Origin of the sequence: Paenibacillus sp. S02, from assembly GCF_019454065.1 — a bacterium.
Lineage (GTDB): Bacteria > Bacillota > Bacilli > Paenibacillales > Paenibacillaceae > Paenibacillus > Paenibacillus polymyxa_B.
The window spans coordinates 1,021,063-1,036,122 of the sequence record NZ_CP073682.1 but is presented as its reverse complement, the minus strand read 5'-3'; the positions used below and the strand labels follow the sequence as shown (position 1 = coordinate 1,036,122).

At 49.3% G+C, this 15,060-nt stretch carries 12 protein-coding genes and 1 riboswitch; of the genes, 2 read left to right on the top strand and 10 right to left on the bottom strand.

Annotated elements, in window-relative coordinates; genetic code table 11:
* Nucleotides 1–50: 50 nt before the first annotated feature.
* The 8 genes from KAI36_RS04675 to KAI36_RS04640 form a co-directional block, all read right to left on the bottom strand.
* Nucleotides 51–842 (bottom strand): energy-coupling factor transporter transmembrane component T family protein, encoded by a 792-nt coding sequence (locus tag KAI36_RS04675; RefSeq protein ID WP_025721333.1) that lies wholly within the window; start codon nt 840–842, stop codon nt 51–53.
* A complete protein-coding gene (locus KAI36_RS04670) occupies nt 817–2,268 on the bottom strand; it encodes an ABC transporter ATP-binding protein (protein ID WP_025721332.1) in 1,452 nt (483 codons plus the stop codon). The genes KAI36_RS04675 and KAI36_RS04670 overlap by 26 nt, the downstream gene beginning before the upstream one ends.
* Nucleotides 2,268–2,864, bottom strand: a complete 597-nt coding sequence (locus KAI36_RS04665) for an ECF transporter S component (RefSeq protein ID WP_023987157.1) — start codon at nt 2,862–2,864, stop codon at nt 2,268–2,270. Before KAI36_RS04665 ends, KAI36_RS04670 begins: the two co-directional genes overlap by 1 nt.
* A gap of 250 nt (nt 2,865–3,114) precedes the next feature.
* A riboswitch (TPP riboswitch) is annotated at nt 3,115–3,224 on the bottom strand.
* A gap of 44 nt (nt 3,225–3,268) precedes the next feature.
* The gene (locus KAI36_RS04660; RefSeq protein WP_220027089.1) at nt 3,269–4,066 is read right to left on the bottom strand and encodes a TatD family hydrolase; all 798 of its coding nucleotides are present in this window, start codon (nt 4,064–4,066) and stop codon (nt 3,269–3,271) included.
* 20 nt (nt 4,067–4,086) lie between these two features.
* A complete protein-coding gene (locus tag KAI36_RS04655; RefSeq protein ID WP_220027088.1) occupies nt 4,087–6,696 on the bottom strand; it encodes a polynucleotide kinase-phosphatase in 2,610 nt (869 codons plus the stop codon).
* The gene (locus KAI36_RS04650; protein ID WP_220027087.1) at nt 6,693–8,144 is read right to left on the bottom strand and encodes a 3' terminal RNA ribose 2'-O-methyltransferase Hen1; all 1,452 of its coding nucleotides are present in this window, start codon (nt 8,142–8,144) and stop codon (nt 6,693–6,695) included. The genes KAI36_RS04655 and KAI36_RS04650 overlap by 4 nt, the downstream gene beginning before the upstream one ends.
* Nucleotides 8,145–8,165: 21 nt before the next feature.
* A complete protein-coding gene (locus KAI36_RS04645; protein WP_220027086.1) occupies nt 8,166–8,984 on the bottom strand; it encodes a nucleotidyltransferase domain-containing protein in 819 nt (272 codons plus the stop codon).
* A gap of 20 nt (nt 8,985–9,004) precedes the next feature.
* On the bottom strand, nt 9,005–10,570 hold the full coding sequence (locus KAI36_RS04640) for a limonene hydroxylase (protein ID WP_220027085.1): 1,566 nt from the start codon (nt 10,568–10,570) through the stop codon (nt 9,005–9,007).
* A gap of 199 nt (nt 10,571–10,769) precedes the next feature.
* Here KAI36_RS04640 and KAI36_RS04635 point away from each other — a divergent pair, with 199 nt between their 5' ends.
* Both KAI36_RS04635 and KAI36_RS04630 read left to right on the top strand, forming a co-directional pair.
* Nucleotides 10,770–12,095, top strand: coding sequence for a helix-turn-helix transcriptional regulator (locus tag KAI36_RS04635; RefSeq protein ID WP_220027084.1), 1,326 nt, complete (start codon nt 10,770–10,772; stop codon nt 12,093–12,095).
* Entirely contained in the window at nt 12,070–12,870 is an 801-nt protein-coding gene (locus KAI36_RS04630; RefSeq protein WP_220027083.1) for a WYL domain-containing protein, read from the top strand. Before KAI36_RS04635 ends, KAI36_RS04630 begins: the two co-directional genes overlap by 26 nt.
* Nucleotides 12,871–13,026: 156 nt before the next feature.
* Here KAI36_RS04630 and KAI36_RS04625 read toward each other — a convergent pair whose 3' ends face one another.
* Together KAI36_RS04625 and cysK are read right to left on the bottom strand one after the other, a co-directional pair.
* A complete protein-coding gene (locus tag KAI36_RS04625; protein ID WP_220027082.1) occupies nt 13,027–14,004 on the bottom strand; it encodes an aldo/keto reductase in 978 nt (325 codons plus the stop codon).
* A 131-nt stretch (nt 14,005–14,135) separates the two neighbouring features.
* Complete coding sequence (cysK, locus tag KAI36_RS04620; RefSeq protein ID WP_013308935.1) at nt 14,136–15,059, bottom strand: cysteine synthase A; 924 nt, start codon at nt 15,057–15,059, stop codon at nt 14,136–14,138.
* Nucleotide 15,060: the final 1 nt, after the last annotated feature.

Below are 15,060 nucleotides of genomic sequence, written 5' to 3'. Positions count from 1 at the left end.
TGCATTAATATACCACAGAGCAGAAAACGGGCAAAGCCTTTTGACAACAATTAACGTACATCCCACACCCCCACATAAGGAAAGCAGATACCGAGTCCCCAAGCCAGTGTAAGCATGATGACAAAATAGAATATGAACACAATATCTACAGCCGAATAGCCAATCGCATAATAATACGTGCGTTTGGTTTCATTGGTAAAACCCTTGGCTTCCATGGCAATAGCAATTCGCTGTGCACGCCGGATACTTTGAGCGAGCAGCGGAATTGCATACCTACGAAGCGTGGCATACATATTCCATTTGGACACATGCTGATGTAAACCTCGAATACGATGGGCTTGTCTCAATGCCTGGAATTCCTCCACCATCATGGGCATCAACCGCATAGCTGCCAAAAAGCTATACGCATACTTTGGAGAGAGCCTCCATTGCTGCATCAGTGAATAAAAAAGGTCCACCGGACGAGTCGTTAAACCAAACAGCAACCCTACCGCAGCCATACTCAGCGCACGAAAGCCCAGATGCATACCCCGATAAAAGCTTTCCTGCGTAATATGGATCAAGCCCCATGTCCACCAGGTCGTCACCCCTTTACCGAACATCATCATGCCCGTTGAGGTTGAAATAAACACCAATATAAAGGGAGATCCATACAGCAGCAGCCGCTTCCATGGATGGCCTGACCAGACAAGCAGCAGCAGCATAGCACACGCAACATTAAACATGACATTCGGATCATGAATGACTATAACGACCACAAACAGTATGGAAAACATAACGAGCTTTAGGCCCGGATTCACGCGATGCAGCCATGTTTTATGATGGGGAAAGGACAGGTTCATACTGTAGTTCCCCTTTCTGAATCCGCCATATATCGGTACAATATCGACGGACAATTTCCGGGTCATGCGTGACCATCACAATGGCCGTGCCTGCCGCTCTCAGCTGCTCCAACATATCCAGCATGACAAAGGTATTACGCGCATCCTGCCCAAAAGTCGGTTCATCCAGCAGCAGCACTTCCGGCTCACGGATCATAGCCGTAGCAATACTCAATCGCCTTTTTTGGCCCAACGAAAGCTGATACGGATGACGCTCGTCCAGCCGCTCCAGTCCGAACTGTATGAGCATCCGATCGACCCGTTCCCGGCACTGTTCAACGGTGAACAAGCTCTTGGGTAACGAATACTCTAGTTCCTTTCGTACGGTGTGTGCTACGAATTGCAGCTCGGGATTTTGAAACGCGAACCCGATACGCTCTGCCAGTTGTTCCGTACTGCCTGCCTCAATTCCGCGCATGCTATAACGTCCCTGTGTGCGAAGTAAGCGCATCATGGAGAGCAGCAGCGAGCTTTTGCCAGCCCCGTTTTCACCAACCACGCCAATCCAGTCGCCAGGCTTCACCTGCGCATGCTCCACATAAATCACTGGACTTAAACTGCGGAGGCCGCTAAAATGCTCCAGCTCCAGCAAATCAATCCCCGCACCGTTCTGTTGCGTCACTGTTTCACTCCAACGTGGCGAAGACGATTCATTCCATACTCCCGGATACCACACGCCGTACTCGGACAATGCCTGCCGATGCACATGAAATACTTCTTCCGCCCTTCCATCCGCAATAATCTCCCCTTGAGCAGAAAGCACTACAATCCGATCCACATCATGGACAATTTCATTAATTTTATGCTCCACAATCACCAGTGTCTGGTCTACCGAAATGTTTCGAATGGTATCCCACACCTGTGTAGTGCCTTCCTCGTCCAACAAAGCCGTGGGCTCATCCAGAAAAAGCACTTCTGGCTCCATAGCCAGCACAGACGCAATTGCCAGCCGCTGCTTCATTCCCTGTGACATGCTGCCAATGGGCATGTGTATATCCTCCGTTGATAGACCAACCTGTATCAGCAGCTCGCGAATACGGGATCGCATCTGCTCACGAGGAACCTGATTATTTTCCAACACAAAAGCCAGTTCTTCGTCTGCATATGACATACAAAACTGCGTATCAGGATCTTGAAATACAATACCTGAGACACTTGGGATTACAGCAGCATCGCATTTCATAGGCACTTCTATCGTGCGTGGAATCAGACCGCTTAGCACTTGGAGCAGCGTTGATTTACCGCATCCACTTGGTCCCAGCAGCAGCAGCTTTTCTCCCTTGTGGACAGACAAAGACATATTGTGAAAAAGCAGCTCCTGCTCACCGGGGAATTTCAACCGAAGACGGGTGATCGAAGCCACCACATCTTCGGTTGCCTGGCTCATCAATCCAGCCCCTTATAATCTTGTTCCGTTGCAGGCCTCAAACTTCGCGTAACTCCGGTTACCTCCAATGCCCTAGCCAGATAGAACGCGAATACCCCGGCAATCACAATGCTGCCAATCATGCGAAAACCAATATACAAAACATAGTTCCAGGTCGAAAGCTGATCAATATACCCGTAGCTGAAATCTAAAATTAGAGAAGCGACAGCCGCCCCAGCCGCGGCTAGCGAAGCAACCCACAGGTTTGCGTTCCGATACAGAAAAGCTGCAAAAAACAGCTCCGCTCCCAAGCCTTGCAGCAGGCCATAGTACAAAGTGGACATCCCCCATTCGCTTCCCAAAAAAGCACTGACCGTTGCCGCTGCCACCTCTGCCAAAATTGCAACACCCGGCTTGCGAATGATGAGATAAGCAAACGTGCCTGCCATAAACCACATGCCATACATCAGTTGCTCGGCGTGTAGACCAAATGGTTTCATTAAATCATAGGCAGGTCCCCATATTTTGTAGACTAACCCGAACACAACAGCGATCACAATCGTGACCAAAATATCAGTCAGCTTCAACCCTTTGGACGCTCTTACAGCAGTATTCATTATTGCGTGCTCCCCTTTTTCCTTATAATTGGCCTCTTGGCCATAAAAAAAAGCTTGTCTGGAGCTGAATCTCCAGGCAAGCTTTATGCGCAGTAAAAGGTGAAGCACCATACAAAACATCATTCGTCGATATGCCTTATATAACCAGTAGTCTAAGCTACTACACTGATACCAAGCCAAAGTCAGGGTCAAGGTAAAATGCTAGGACATACATTGAATCTATCGACAACCGCGAAACAAGCGGCATTCCTGTATAGTGTTCTTGGTTTCTCTACGCTGGCATTACCCAGATCAGATTTCACGGTCAGTGGCAAGGGCCACCCTCTCAGCCTGACTTTCTCAAGCTCCCGACAATGCTTTTTTAATTCACTATAATATATACCACATCTATGGCTTTGACAATCCTATAATCCGAAGAAACGTTTGGCTGTCTCCGTCGTGGCGATTTCGATCTCCATCATGCTTCGGCCTGTACATTCGGCAACCGTAGCAGCAATGTGAGCGAGATACATCGACTCATTACGCCCTTCTTTAGGCTTAACGGGCAAATTACGCGGGGTCAAAAATGGAGCATCCGTTTCAATCATCAGACGGTCCAAGGGAATATCTCTGACCAGTTCACGCAGATGTTTGCCACGCCGTTCGTCGCAAATCCAGCCGGTGATCCCGATATACAGTCCCATTTCTACATACGTATGCAATTCCTGTTCCGTGCCGGTAAAACAATGCACTACCGCTTTATCGACAAGCCCTTGATATTCCCGAAGCATAGCAACAAAATCCTCATGTGCATCTCGTTCATGCAGAAATAACGGCATATTCAGCTCACCCGCCAGTTGGATTTGCTCCCCAAACCATCGGCGCTGCACATCACGCGGCGAAAAATCACGGTTATAGTCCAATCCGCATTCCCCTATGGATACAACCTGCGGCTGACTCGCCAGCTGGCGGAGCTGCTGAATCGTATCTGCGCTGCAGTCTTTGGCATCATGGGGATGCACGCCAGCTGTCGCATACAACTTGCCCGGATAACGTGCTGCATACTGAGAAGCCTCCCGACTGCTGCGGACACTAGTCCCGGTAATAATCAGGGGTGAAATCCCTACAGCTGCGGCTCTCTCTACCACCTGTTCCCGATCCGCATGAAACGAACGGTGCATCAAGTTCACGCCAATATCAATTAACGGTGTACCCCTTTCCATCTCAATCCCTCCTTCGCAAACTACAATCTCGGATCAATCGGCTCCGATTCCAGAGATAGCGCGGCAAGGACGCATTCATGAATACGATCTACCGTATCCTTGCGGACAAAACGTTCCACGCCTTCCATACCAAGCGCTCCTTCCATCAGGGCATGACGCTCCTTTTTGTTCGTTCGACGCTGCTTCAGACGCTTTAAATTCTCAGGGGCAAGATAATCCATACCGTAAATGATGTGCAAATACTTCCGGCCTCTCACCTTGATTGCAGGCTGAATCATCTTGTCCCGATTTTTCATCAAAAAGCGTTCCGGCTTGATCACAATCCCCTCATGACCATCCTCTGTCATCTCGTTCCACCAGCGAATGACCTCTTCCTCGCTTGCTTCGTCCGTGATAACGCGATACTCTGTCTCCATAAACAGGGAAGACAGCCCAGCCAGTTCCCGGTTTTGCTCCATATGCCAAATATGAGAATGGTCGAAAAAAGTCTTTCCGCTGTGTGCCAGCGTATGGAACGGTGCGATACGAATTTCATCCAGACCGTCCACATCCCAGCAATATTTTTGAAAAGCCTCTTGAAACGTTACGGCATTCGCATACTTCTGTTCCATTTCCTCCAACCAGTCTCCAACCTCTCGACCTGCAACCTTCGCCTGCTTCAGCTTGTCTACCAGCTTACTGCGATCCAGCAGAGCTGCCTCCCCCACATGCGCATACTGTGCAGCAATCAGTTCCCGAGCCTTGAGATTCCACGGTACAATTTCCGCATCCAGCAATACAAAATCCGTCTGGTTCCGTTCAAAATATCCAGCAGTCCGTAGATCCACATTCAGCTTCTCCAGCACTTGCTTCCCAAGGCTTTGTTCAAAGAAAGCTCTCCCACTCCGACTGTAGATCGCGCCCAATGTCGGGTAGCCTACATATTCAACAGCGGCCTGTTCGTTTTTGAATAATAGCAAAATAGCCCGGCTACCCATATGTTTTTTCTCGGCCACCATCGTTTGTACTCCTTGCCCGCGATAATAAGCCAGCGCCTCACGTGGATGCTCCAGATATCCTTCCTCTGCAGACACCGCTGGAGCAGGGCTCATCGTCGGTGGAATATACACCAGCTCCTCCATGGGTACAGTCACATGTGACACGGTATCTATAGCGGATTTGATCCATTCTCCTTGTACGCGCACTTCGCCATACGATTCCGTCAGCACACTGTAACCAGCGATTAGCTTGCGTAAATTCGGTGGGGAAAACCGTTTTCTCTGCCACCGGACAAGTGGGCTATCGGGATCATTCGCATAATTCTCATGTGCCGGAACGCTGACAAATTCCTTTTCCGGATAACGATAAGCGGTCAGCATACCGCCAAATACCACACCCTGATCAATATTCACCGTCTGGTTCACAAGAGTAGGCTGCGGTCTCGGATCATGTCCCCATACTACTATTTCTCCCGATTCATGGTCTACGAACCAATCCTTGCGGATCGGTTTTCCGTTCGCATCCTGCCCCTCCGTATCTCCATAGCGGCAATAATCAGAAATACGTGTCGATTGTTTGCCAATAAAATGATCCTTAATCCCGGCATGAGCCACGACCACGTGCCGCAATCCATTTCTGCCAAAAATAAGATGAGAGGGTGCATATAGCAGAAAATCCCTCAACTCGCTTCTAAGCTGTTCCGCCGCTGTCTTGCCCGCTTTTTGTTCATATTGGGCCAGTTCCTCTGCAAATCGTTCATCGCCATGACTGAGAGTCACATTTCTTCCATCGAGGTAACGGCCGATTTTCCAGCCATGATTGCTGTCAATCATATACGCTAGTCCGGCATCCACGTGCTTTTTCCAGAACTGCACCGCTTGTAACGATTCTGGGCCACGGCTCATCACATCCCCGACAGATACTAGTCTTCTACCATCTGGATGATGGTATAGTCCTTCCGTATCTTCCGTATATCCTAGCCGCTCTATCACTTCCAGCATCTCACGGTAGCACCCATGGATATCACCAATGATGTCAATACCTGAACCAATCTCATGAAACAGTGGCTGCACACGGCGAACAAAGTTCATTTCTTCTACATCCTTAAGGACATAGCAAGCGTTAAAGCCTTCCTCACGGATACCACGCAGGTTCCGCTTTAACAGCTGTGCCTGCTGCTTGACCCGTTGGCGGCCACGCGGATGCTCCCTGCCTAAATCACGTTCCAGCAGCACAGCTTCGGGTACATCCAGTACCAAGGCCATAACAGGAACATGCGCCTTGGCTGCCATCTGTACATATTTCTGGCGATCCTCAGCGTACAAATGGGTGGCATCCACAACCGTCAGCTTATTCAAGCGACAGCGCATAGCCAGAATCGTATCCATCGCCTCAAACGCCTTGGCTGACATTTGCTGATACTCATAGAACAGTACGTCCGATTCCAGCCTTGGAAGTCCACTCCAGTCTATAAATTCCGTATCTCCGACCAGCTTGCGAAAATGATCCGAGGATACCACTTCTGTCTCCATTAGAGTCCCTTCTCTCACCAGCCTGTCCAATAATGTGGTTTTGCCACTGTTGGAGGCCCCCACCAACACAACCAGTCCAGCATGCAGTAAATGAATCGTACGTTTGGATGAATTGCTCATGCTTCCTTCTGCTCCTTTCTGCGCGTAAATATAGCCATTTGGGTCGGTTGTCCAAAGCCTTCGACCTCTTCTCCGATCCCCTTCAGCGCTATCGAATAAGGAGCTTCCTCAATCCACTGCTCACATTGTTCCTGAAACTCGCTTCTATTCCATTCAAAACGGTGATCGCCATGCCGCAGTTGTTGCTGGTTCATGCGATATACCTCATTATATTCACGATTGGGAGTCGTCACGATCAGCACATTTGGCTGATACTCCGTCACAATCGTCTTCATCACCCGGTTCAGACGATGCTCGTCCACGTGCTCAATGACCTCACATAGGATCATCACATCTTTGCCCCGCAATTGTTCATCATAATAAAAGAGAGAGCCCATCATGGGTGTAGGAATGATCGCGTCGGTATGCCTTTCCAGCTTGGCAAAACGCCCCATGGCTCTCACCTGTGCATACGCAGACGGCTCCACCGCCCAAATTTCTTCGATGCCCGTCATTCGGGCCATCCGAGCTGAAAGCTTCCCTTCTCCTGAACCAAAATCTACGATTTTCTGTCTTCGAGGCAGCTTGCGAATCACGTCCATAATAGCTTGATACCGCAGCTCATTCAGCCGTACAGTAGGCTGTTGCTTCCCTTCCTCCTGTGGCTGTTCTGGCTGTTGAATCTGTTCGTGCTTATCCTTTTGAGCTTGAACAGTATGTTTTTCAATATGTTTTTTAGGGCCTGTTTCAGCAGAATCAGATTGCTCAAATTGCTCAATCAGATTGGTAAAACGAAGCGTGCGTCGAATGATGAGCTCGCGTAGCGGATGCTCTGGCAGCCAGCCTTCACCGTAACGTCTCAGCTTGTCAAACTCTTCTTCACTAATATAGTAATGCTTATAATTATCCAGCACCGGAATCAACAGCAATAACTGACGCAGCGCATACTGCACCGTCTGGTGGCCACTTAACGTGACATATCTGACGGTGCTTCGATTTTTCAACTGAAAAGAATAATCCGCTTCCCCTCTTTCTATGGCCACTTGATAGCCCAGCGGAGTAAACAATCCCTCCACCACAGAATCCGGCAAATCCGAAGCAACGGGCCCAAACGATAACTCCAGCGCAAAAGGGTGCGTCACCCATCCTGCATAGTCTTCCTTGGGTTTGCCGTTCAGGGCTGTGCCAAGCGAGCCACGAATATAGGTGCAAAATAAACTGCTGGTTACAAACTCCCGGTCATTAATATATTGTGTAATATCATAGCTGTCCGGACTGTTTTTGACCAAATCAATCGAATCTGGCGAAGCCTGAATGACGATCTCAGTCTCTTCCTCGGTAAAAACAGTGTACACCATGCGTACACGTGCGCCTTTTTCTGTGCGATCATACGTATTGTAAGGATTCTTAGCAAGCAAATGCGAAATCATCCCTGCATTGGTTCCGGTTGCTTTTAGCGTAATGTGCATACTCCACTTCTCCTTCCCAGTTTATGCTTTCCATACTTCATTCACCGCAGCGCGGAACAAATCATCCAACTGCTGATCACGTCCACTCTCCATATGCTGAAGCAAGGGCGCTTTTTGTTCAAAATAAGCAATTTGCTGCTGGATAAAATCATTCACCACCGAAAGCCGTGGCTCAATATCCAGCTCCTCGCCCGCTTTTTTACGTTGCAGCAAATGCCCGATCACCTGATAAAGTTCTGTATCGGCCGGAATTAATTCCTCTAGCAAGCCTACGAATTCCATCGGAGGCATGCTGTTGTAACGTTCAATCCAGCCACAGGCCAGCAGTGGGCGCAGTACATAAAAATACTTTTTAATCTTCACCTGTTCTCCTTGCAAATAATCCCGATAGTTCCCCCGCGCCATATTCAGGTAATGGTACACACAGGACTTCGGAGAGAAAGTTAACGGCGATATCGCACGAATCTGGTCAGCCACTGAATACTGCTCCAGATAGGGAATCGGAGATTGCAGCCATTCCAGCAAAGGCGGATTGGACTTGCGAAACAAATGGAGTGCCTTTTTCAAATCCCAGCCGTTCATATCCAGCAAATTGCTGATGGGTCGCTCAATCACATCCCGCTTATCAAAGATAGATAAATACCATTCTACGGGTCTTACATAGATAAATCGTACATCATAGTCACTGTCCTGTGAAGGAAACCCCCATGCCCGACTGCCTGATTCACAGGCGTACACAATGCGCACCTGCTCCGCCTGCTCCAATGCGCGCAGCTCACGCAAAATCGTTTCGCGCATGTCCGGTTGAATGAAACCCTGCTCATGCTTTATATCTGTCATGTTGTTCCCTCCCCGATCCTTTATAGTATTTCCCGAATCTGTTCTCTAATCGACTCCTCCGTTTCAGCTACCGATAAGCGGCGAAGGCGCTCTGTCGTTTTCTCTCCCCACATCTCAGAAGACCATACCTTGAGTACATGAAGCGCTGCACGGCGATTGGAGGTCACCGGACTCCAAAGCCCGGCAGCAACTAGCTCTTGTCCCATTCCTTCGTGAGAAGACAATAGTTGCAACAGCATACCCAGACATTGATGCGCTTCATACTCCAGTCCATACCCAGGTAGATTAGCAGGGCCGGAAGCAATCTCTCCCAAGGGCAAGTGCTGTTCTGCAAAAGCCACCAACTTGCGCACCCGCTGCTCATCCTCTGTCTTGATGAGTTCAAAGTACAGAGTCGGCTTAACTGGGTATCTGCTTAATTGATCAAATAGCACAGGCCATACATCTAGTGTAAGCATTCGAGCTACACGAATGGCATAGTGGAGATGAGGTGAATCTGCATGCTGCAACTCCTGCTCCACCAGCTGCACCCACTGCGGATCGTCCATCATCTGCTGGCACAGCGACGCGTAACGTCTACGCAATTCCGGTGTCCATTCATGCTCATAACGCGCCTCCCATGAAACGTCCTCTTCATCCAGAAAGTCTGCAATATCCATGATGATCGTAAAATGTTGCACCGTCGTGCACATGGCCTTGGCATGACGAAGGTAGTTACCTATAACCATAGCGGCATGCTCATAATCGTCTATACTTTCCGCAGGTCCGCCTGCTGCCAGCAAAGCCGACAGAATTTCGCCTGCTCCGTCAAACAACTCCTGATCAATCTGCGGAACGGCGATGGCTGTATGCAGTTCGCCTTTATGAGCACACTCATAAGCAAGATATTCATACATGACATTATTGCGGAATCCTTCCCGCAGTAGCCAATCACGTATTTCCTGACGCGCAGGCTCCAGCCGTTCCACTACGTGAATACGTCCCCATCCATGTACCTGATTGGCTAACGTATACAACTGTTCATTGGCTTGCTCCGAAATATTATGGATTGCCACAGCCGCATATAGCGTGAATTCATCATGCTTCGCTAATGTAAAAAGAAGCTCGTGATGCTGCTCTGTCTCCAGTAATCCAAGCAACGCAATGCCGATCTTCACCACATTACGGTGTGCTCCATGTTCAGCCAGCCAACGCGCTTCCTCATACAATCGGTCTGGCTGAATTGCTGGATGCTGGCGCACCGCATCCAGCAACGGATCAATCAGGCTGAGCGCATTTTCCTCCATCAGGCGTACATACGTCTCACGTCTCGTCTTCATTCCTGGCTTACGACATTGTCTGGACAACAGCTGCACCAGATCCTTGATTTTGTCGGCTACATGCTCGCCATCACCATGATGCCCAAATGCTCCATCTAATCCTCCTGCCACCCAACGCATCGTGTGACCTGCCCAATATTCTTCATCATCCGGTAATTGATCATCAGTAAGCCTGCCCTGAGTATCCATTCCCTGCATAATCGTTTCATAAATCGAAAGCTTGCCTACCCATGGATATAACACTTCATTTTTGCGTCGTCCAAACATGTTGCATCACCCTTCTGTTATGTATTGCTTCTTATTTCATCGTGCTATCTTATATTTCTATGATGCTTTATTTTGGAAGTCGTGAACATGGTGAAAGTATTACAAAGAAGAATAATTTCCCTTTTTCCTGTTTCCCTTCCCTGTTAGAATAAAGGGATACTTGCTTTCGGAGAACGGCAACAGAAACGGGGAATGCATCATGGCGAGAGAGAGTTTTGATAAAGAAATTCAATTCCTGCGCATGCTCACACTGACCAGCGGCGCTTATAATCGGCAGCAATTTGCAGACAGACTGGGCATTTCAGTGCATACCTTTGATAAAACAATCCGGCGTCTCAAGGAAATCGTCCAATCCGTACAACAGCAGTTGCCTGAGGACCAGGGACATGATTTTAATGAGATGCTGCGCTTTAATTATTATGAATCCGCTGATCCATTACTACTATTCTTGTTTCGGGCCAAATCGCTCAAGGAATCAGAAAGCGTCCGCTTATCTCTTCTGCTGACAGCGCTACAGTCACAGCCTCTGACCACTATGGAATTGCTGGATGCTTGCTGCAACGGGCTGCCTTCCGACAGTTCGCTACCGGATGAGAAAACGATTCGTTCCGATCTGAAATATCTGGTCGAAGTCGGCGTGGTTCGCAAGGAACCCGGCGGCAGACCTTATCGCTATGCTGTCCGCAACGATCTGGTGACAGGACTGACGGACGAGGAATTACTGGACTTATATGATTTTGTAGACATTATGGCCAACACCCAGCTTCCCTCTGTTCAGGGATATCTGTTGCGAGATCATCTAAAAAAAGCCATGCGCCGTCAAGCCGGAGATCGGGATTTGGCCGAACCTTTTTTATATAAATACCACTATTATTCACGCATTCTGGACGAAGCCCATATTCATCCGCTTCTACACGCCATTCGGCAACGCCGCTGTGTAACTTTTTTATATTTTTCGACGTCCAAACGAAGCATGTACGGGTCACAGAACACAAACCCGTTGTTTGAAAAAGAGACGGAGGGCCGTGAACATACCATTCTGCCCCTGCAAGTCATCTATGATCATCAATATGGACGTTGGTATGTGCTCGGTCACGTAGGCGGTAAAGGAATCATGAAGTTTCGTATGGAAGGCATGACTCAATTGGTGGAGGGCAAGCCTGTCCCAGAGCAGCTTTATGCCGACCTGCTAGCGGTGTTGGAAGAAAAAATGCGGTACAGCTGGCTTGTTGATACCGGTCGTCCCGTGAAGGTACGGGTACGTTTTTTTAACCCTGAGGGCGCGAAGCGCAACTTTATTCGGGAACGTGTACTGTCACAGGGACAATGGGGTACGATCGCGGAGGAAGAAAGTGAATCCTTTATCTATGAAATCACAGTGAATGGAATCACCGAGATTAAACCGTGGATTCGCAGCTTCGGATCAAGCTGTGAGGTATTGGAGCCTCAGCGGCTGCGTAAGGAATTCAGAGAGGAATGGAAGGAGCTGCAAGCCTATTATGAGCCTGTTCGAGAAAATATTTAACTACCAGATCGTCTCTCGGCTGGATGAATCGGGCGCTTTTGCTACCACATCGCAGGAAAGAGTCTGGCTCCAATCTATGCTGACAGACTCGGCAGCAATAGAGGCTTTCACCCCGTCTACGCTTGATAAGCTTCGGCAGATGCTCGCAGACGACGAGCCTCTGGAGGCCGATGGAAGTTTGCGGGAAAAAGCAGGTATCCCTGCTGTCTCGGTATATCATCCACTCTTGCGTGAATTGCGTCCCATTCTGCGGTCCCGTTCAGGCATCTGTATGACCTACAAACTGCGCAACGGACGCATGCATGAGCGAATGTCCGGTTTTCCATACAAGCTGGAGTTCTCCATGGTCAAAAAAGAATGGAGCCTGCTGTGGTATAACCGCAGACACCGCGCGCTCATGTCTACCAAGCTGTCTAATATCGTGAACATCACGGAAGATGAGCTTCTACCCGAAGAGGCCGAAAAATTCACCCAACGTATTCTCGGTATACTGGAGTCGCGCAAAGAGCAGGGCATCATCGAAATTATTCCTGTATACAACGGAGAAATGTCCCGTATTTTATATGCTTTTTCCTGCTTTGAAAAAGAGGTCGAATATGTTCAGGAAGCAGATACCTATCGTATTACGCTCACCTTCCAGGCAGACGAATGTGAATATGTGCTATCCAAAATCCGTTTCCTTGGCAAACGTGTCAAGGTCGTCCAAGGCTCCCGGCTGATTTCACGAATGAAGGAAACAACGGCCAAGGCCCTTGCACGATACGAAGAGGAATAGCTGCTGAGGCAATATGAGATGCAGCCATGTAAATAGCCGCTCCCTCCGTCTGTTAATGAGACGAAGGAGCGGCTATTAAACTACGGTTCGTATAAACAAGGTCATACACTTACGCCCACATACGCCTGCTGTAACAAACGGGTCCGCAGTACGAGTTTATGGCAAGGCTTGTCCGCGCGCACTGACGTACAATTCATACCATTCCTCACGGGTCATCAGCTCGCTCTGGCGTTCCGCATCCTGACATGCCTTGATTCGTTCAGGATTGGCGCTGCCAATGACAGGCTGAATCGGTGCCGGATGTTTCATAAGCCAGCCAAGGACGATCGCTTCACGTGTCGTTTCCTTTTCAGAAGCCAGCTTCTGCACCAGCTCTGCCGTCTTAACGACATGCTCAGGCTCCCCTTTCAAAGAACCTCCGCTAAAACGTCCCTGCGCCAGCGGTCCCCAGGCTTGGAGCTGAATATCCTCGGTTTGGCAATATTCCAGCAAACCTTCGCCAAAATGTACATTCGTCCCCGCCTGCTGGTTCACATGTACGGTCTGATCTACAAAATGCAGATGCGCCAGGCTCATTTCCAGCTGATTAGCGATCAGCGGCTCCGTTAGACTCCGCTCCAGAAAACGAATTTGGCTTACATTCATATTGGAAACGCCAAAATGCCGTACTTTGCCAGATGTCTTAAGCTCGCTGAACGCCTTCGCTACTTCTTCCGGCTCTACCAGCGGATCGGGGCGATGCAGCAGCAGGATGTCCAAATATTCCGTACCCAGACGCTTCAGAATACCATCCACGGACTCCATAATATGAGCATATGAGAAATCAAAACGGCCCGGGAGCGTACCATCCGGCAGAAAAATGCCGCATTTGGACTGAATTACGATTTGTTCACGCAAGCCCGGCTGTCCCTTTAAAACCCGACCGAAAATTTCTTCCGCTTTCCCCATACGATAGATATCCGCATGATCGAACATCGTAATCCCAATGGATTGTGCAGCTTCTACAGCTCTTTCCGCTTCAACGACATGCTCCTGCGTAAACGGTGCATGGCTCCATTCTCCACCAAAAGGCATACAACCGAGCGCCAGCCGACTATCGGAGATTCCACGTTTCTGTAAAGGCATAATCTTCATGCTGCTCCTCCTTCAACCCTCAAAATATTCCCTGCTTCATCCACATATGAATAGTTCGTGAAACCGCTATCACACACCTATTTTACCACTTACTTACGGTCGTGTATCACTTTGGTCCCAATCCACATCTTTTATCCGAATATCCCCATGCTCAGATAACGCTCTCCGGTATCCGGGGCAATGCAAAGTACCCGTTTGCCTGCTCCCAAACGCCGAGCTTCCTGAATCGCCGTCCATATCGTAGCTCCGCTAGAGGGGCCAACCAGAATCCCTTCCTGGGCAGCAATCGCCCGTGTGATTGCAATCGCATCCTCATCCGAAACCTGCACGATTTCGTCATACACTTCCGTATTCAGCACGGTGGGAACAAAGCCTGGACTGGTGCCAACCAGCTTATGTGGACCGGGTTTTCCTCCAGATAGCACTGGCGAGCCCTTCGGCTCAACTACAACAATCCGCAGATCCGGCAAATGCTGACGCAGCACTTCACCTGTTCCCGTAATGGTACCGCCCGTTCCCGAAGAAGCGACAAACACATCCAGCTTCCCTTCCGTCTGTTCCAAAATCTCAAGTGCCGTCGTCGTACGGTGGATATCGGGATTGGCCTCATTTTCAAATTGATGCGGGATAAAGCTCCCTTCAATTTCAGCCCCCAGTTCGAGTGCCTTGCGAATCGCACCTGGCATCCGTTCTTCCGCTGGTGTCAGTACGACCTCAGCCCCGTAGGCTTTCAAAATATTGATCCGTTCCTTCGTCATATTCGAAGGCATCACCAAAATTGCACGGTAACCTCGGGCTGCCGCATTCATCGCAAGACCAATTCCCGTGTTGCCACTCGTCGGCTCAATAATGGTGCCTCCCGGCTTTAGATGTCCTGCCTTTTCCGCCTCGGCAATCAGGTTGCCCGCCGCCCGATCTTTAACACTGCCGCTTGGATTAAAATACTCCAGCTTCACATACACTTCCGCATCCTGCGGCCCTGTGAGCCGTTGGAGCCTTACACAAGGTGTATCTCCTATTAAATCTGTAATACTATGTACCACTTTAGGTGCCATC

What these genes read in the sequence shown, in the direction of transcription:
- KAI36_RS04675 (WP_025721333.1), bottom strand. Translation starts at nt 842, where the DNA reads ATGAACCTGTCCTTTCCCCATCATAAAACATGGCTGCATCGCGTGAAT.
- KAI36_RS04670 (WP_025721332.1), bottom strand. Translation starts at nt 2,268, where the DNA reads ATGAGCCAGGCAACCGAAGATGTGGTGGCTTCGATCACCCGTCTTCGG.
- KAI36_RS04665 (WP_023987157.1), bottom strand. Translation starts at nt 2,864, where the DNA reads ATGAATACTGCTGTAAGAGCGTCCAAAGGGTTGAAGCTGACTGATATT.
- KAI36_RS04660 (WP_220027089.1), bottom strand. Translation starts at nt 4,066, where the DNA reads ATGGAAAGGGGTACACCGTTAATTGATATTGGCGTGAACTTGATGCAC.
- KAI36_RS04655 (WP_220027088.1), bottom strand. Translation starts at nt 6,696, where the DNA reads ATGAGCAATTCATCCAAACGTACGATTCATTTACTGCATGCTGGACTG.
- KAI36_RS04650 (WP_220027087.1), bottom strand. Translation starts at nt 8,144, where the DNA reads ATGCACATTACGCTAAAAGCAACCGGAACCAATGCAGGGATGATTTCG.
- KAI36_RS04645 (WP_220027086.1), bottom strand. Translation starts at nt 8,984, where the DNA reads ATGACAGATATAAAGCATGAGCAGGGTTTCATTCAACCGGACATGCGC.
- KAI36_RS04640 (WP_220027085.1), bottom strand. Translation starts at nt 10,570, where the DNA reads ATGTTTGGACGACGCAAAAATGAAGTGTTATATCCATGGGTAGGCAAG.
- KAI36_RS04635 (WP_220027084.1), top strand. Translation starts at nt 10,770, where the DNA reads ATGGCGAGAGAGAGTTTTGATAAAGAAATTCAATTCCTGCGCATGCTC.
- KAI36_RS04630 (WP_220027083.1), top strand. Translation starts at nt 12,070, where the DNA reads ATGAGCCTGTTCGAGAAAATATTTAACTACCAGATCGTCTCTCGGCTG.
- KAI36_RS04625 (WP_220027082.1), bottom strand. Translation starts at nt 14,004, where the DNA reads ATGAAGATTATGCCTTTACAGAAACGTGGAATCTCCGATAGTCGGCTG.
- cysK (WP_013308935.1), bottom strand. Translation starts at nt 15,059, where the DNA reads ATGGCACCTAAAGTGGTACATAGTATTACAGATTTAATAGGAGATACA.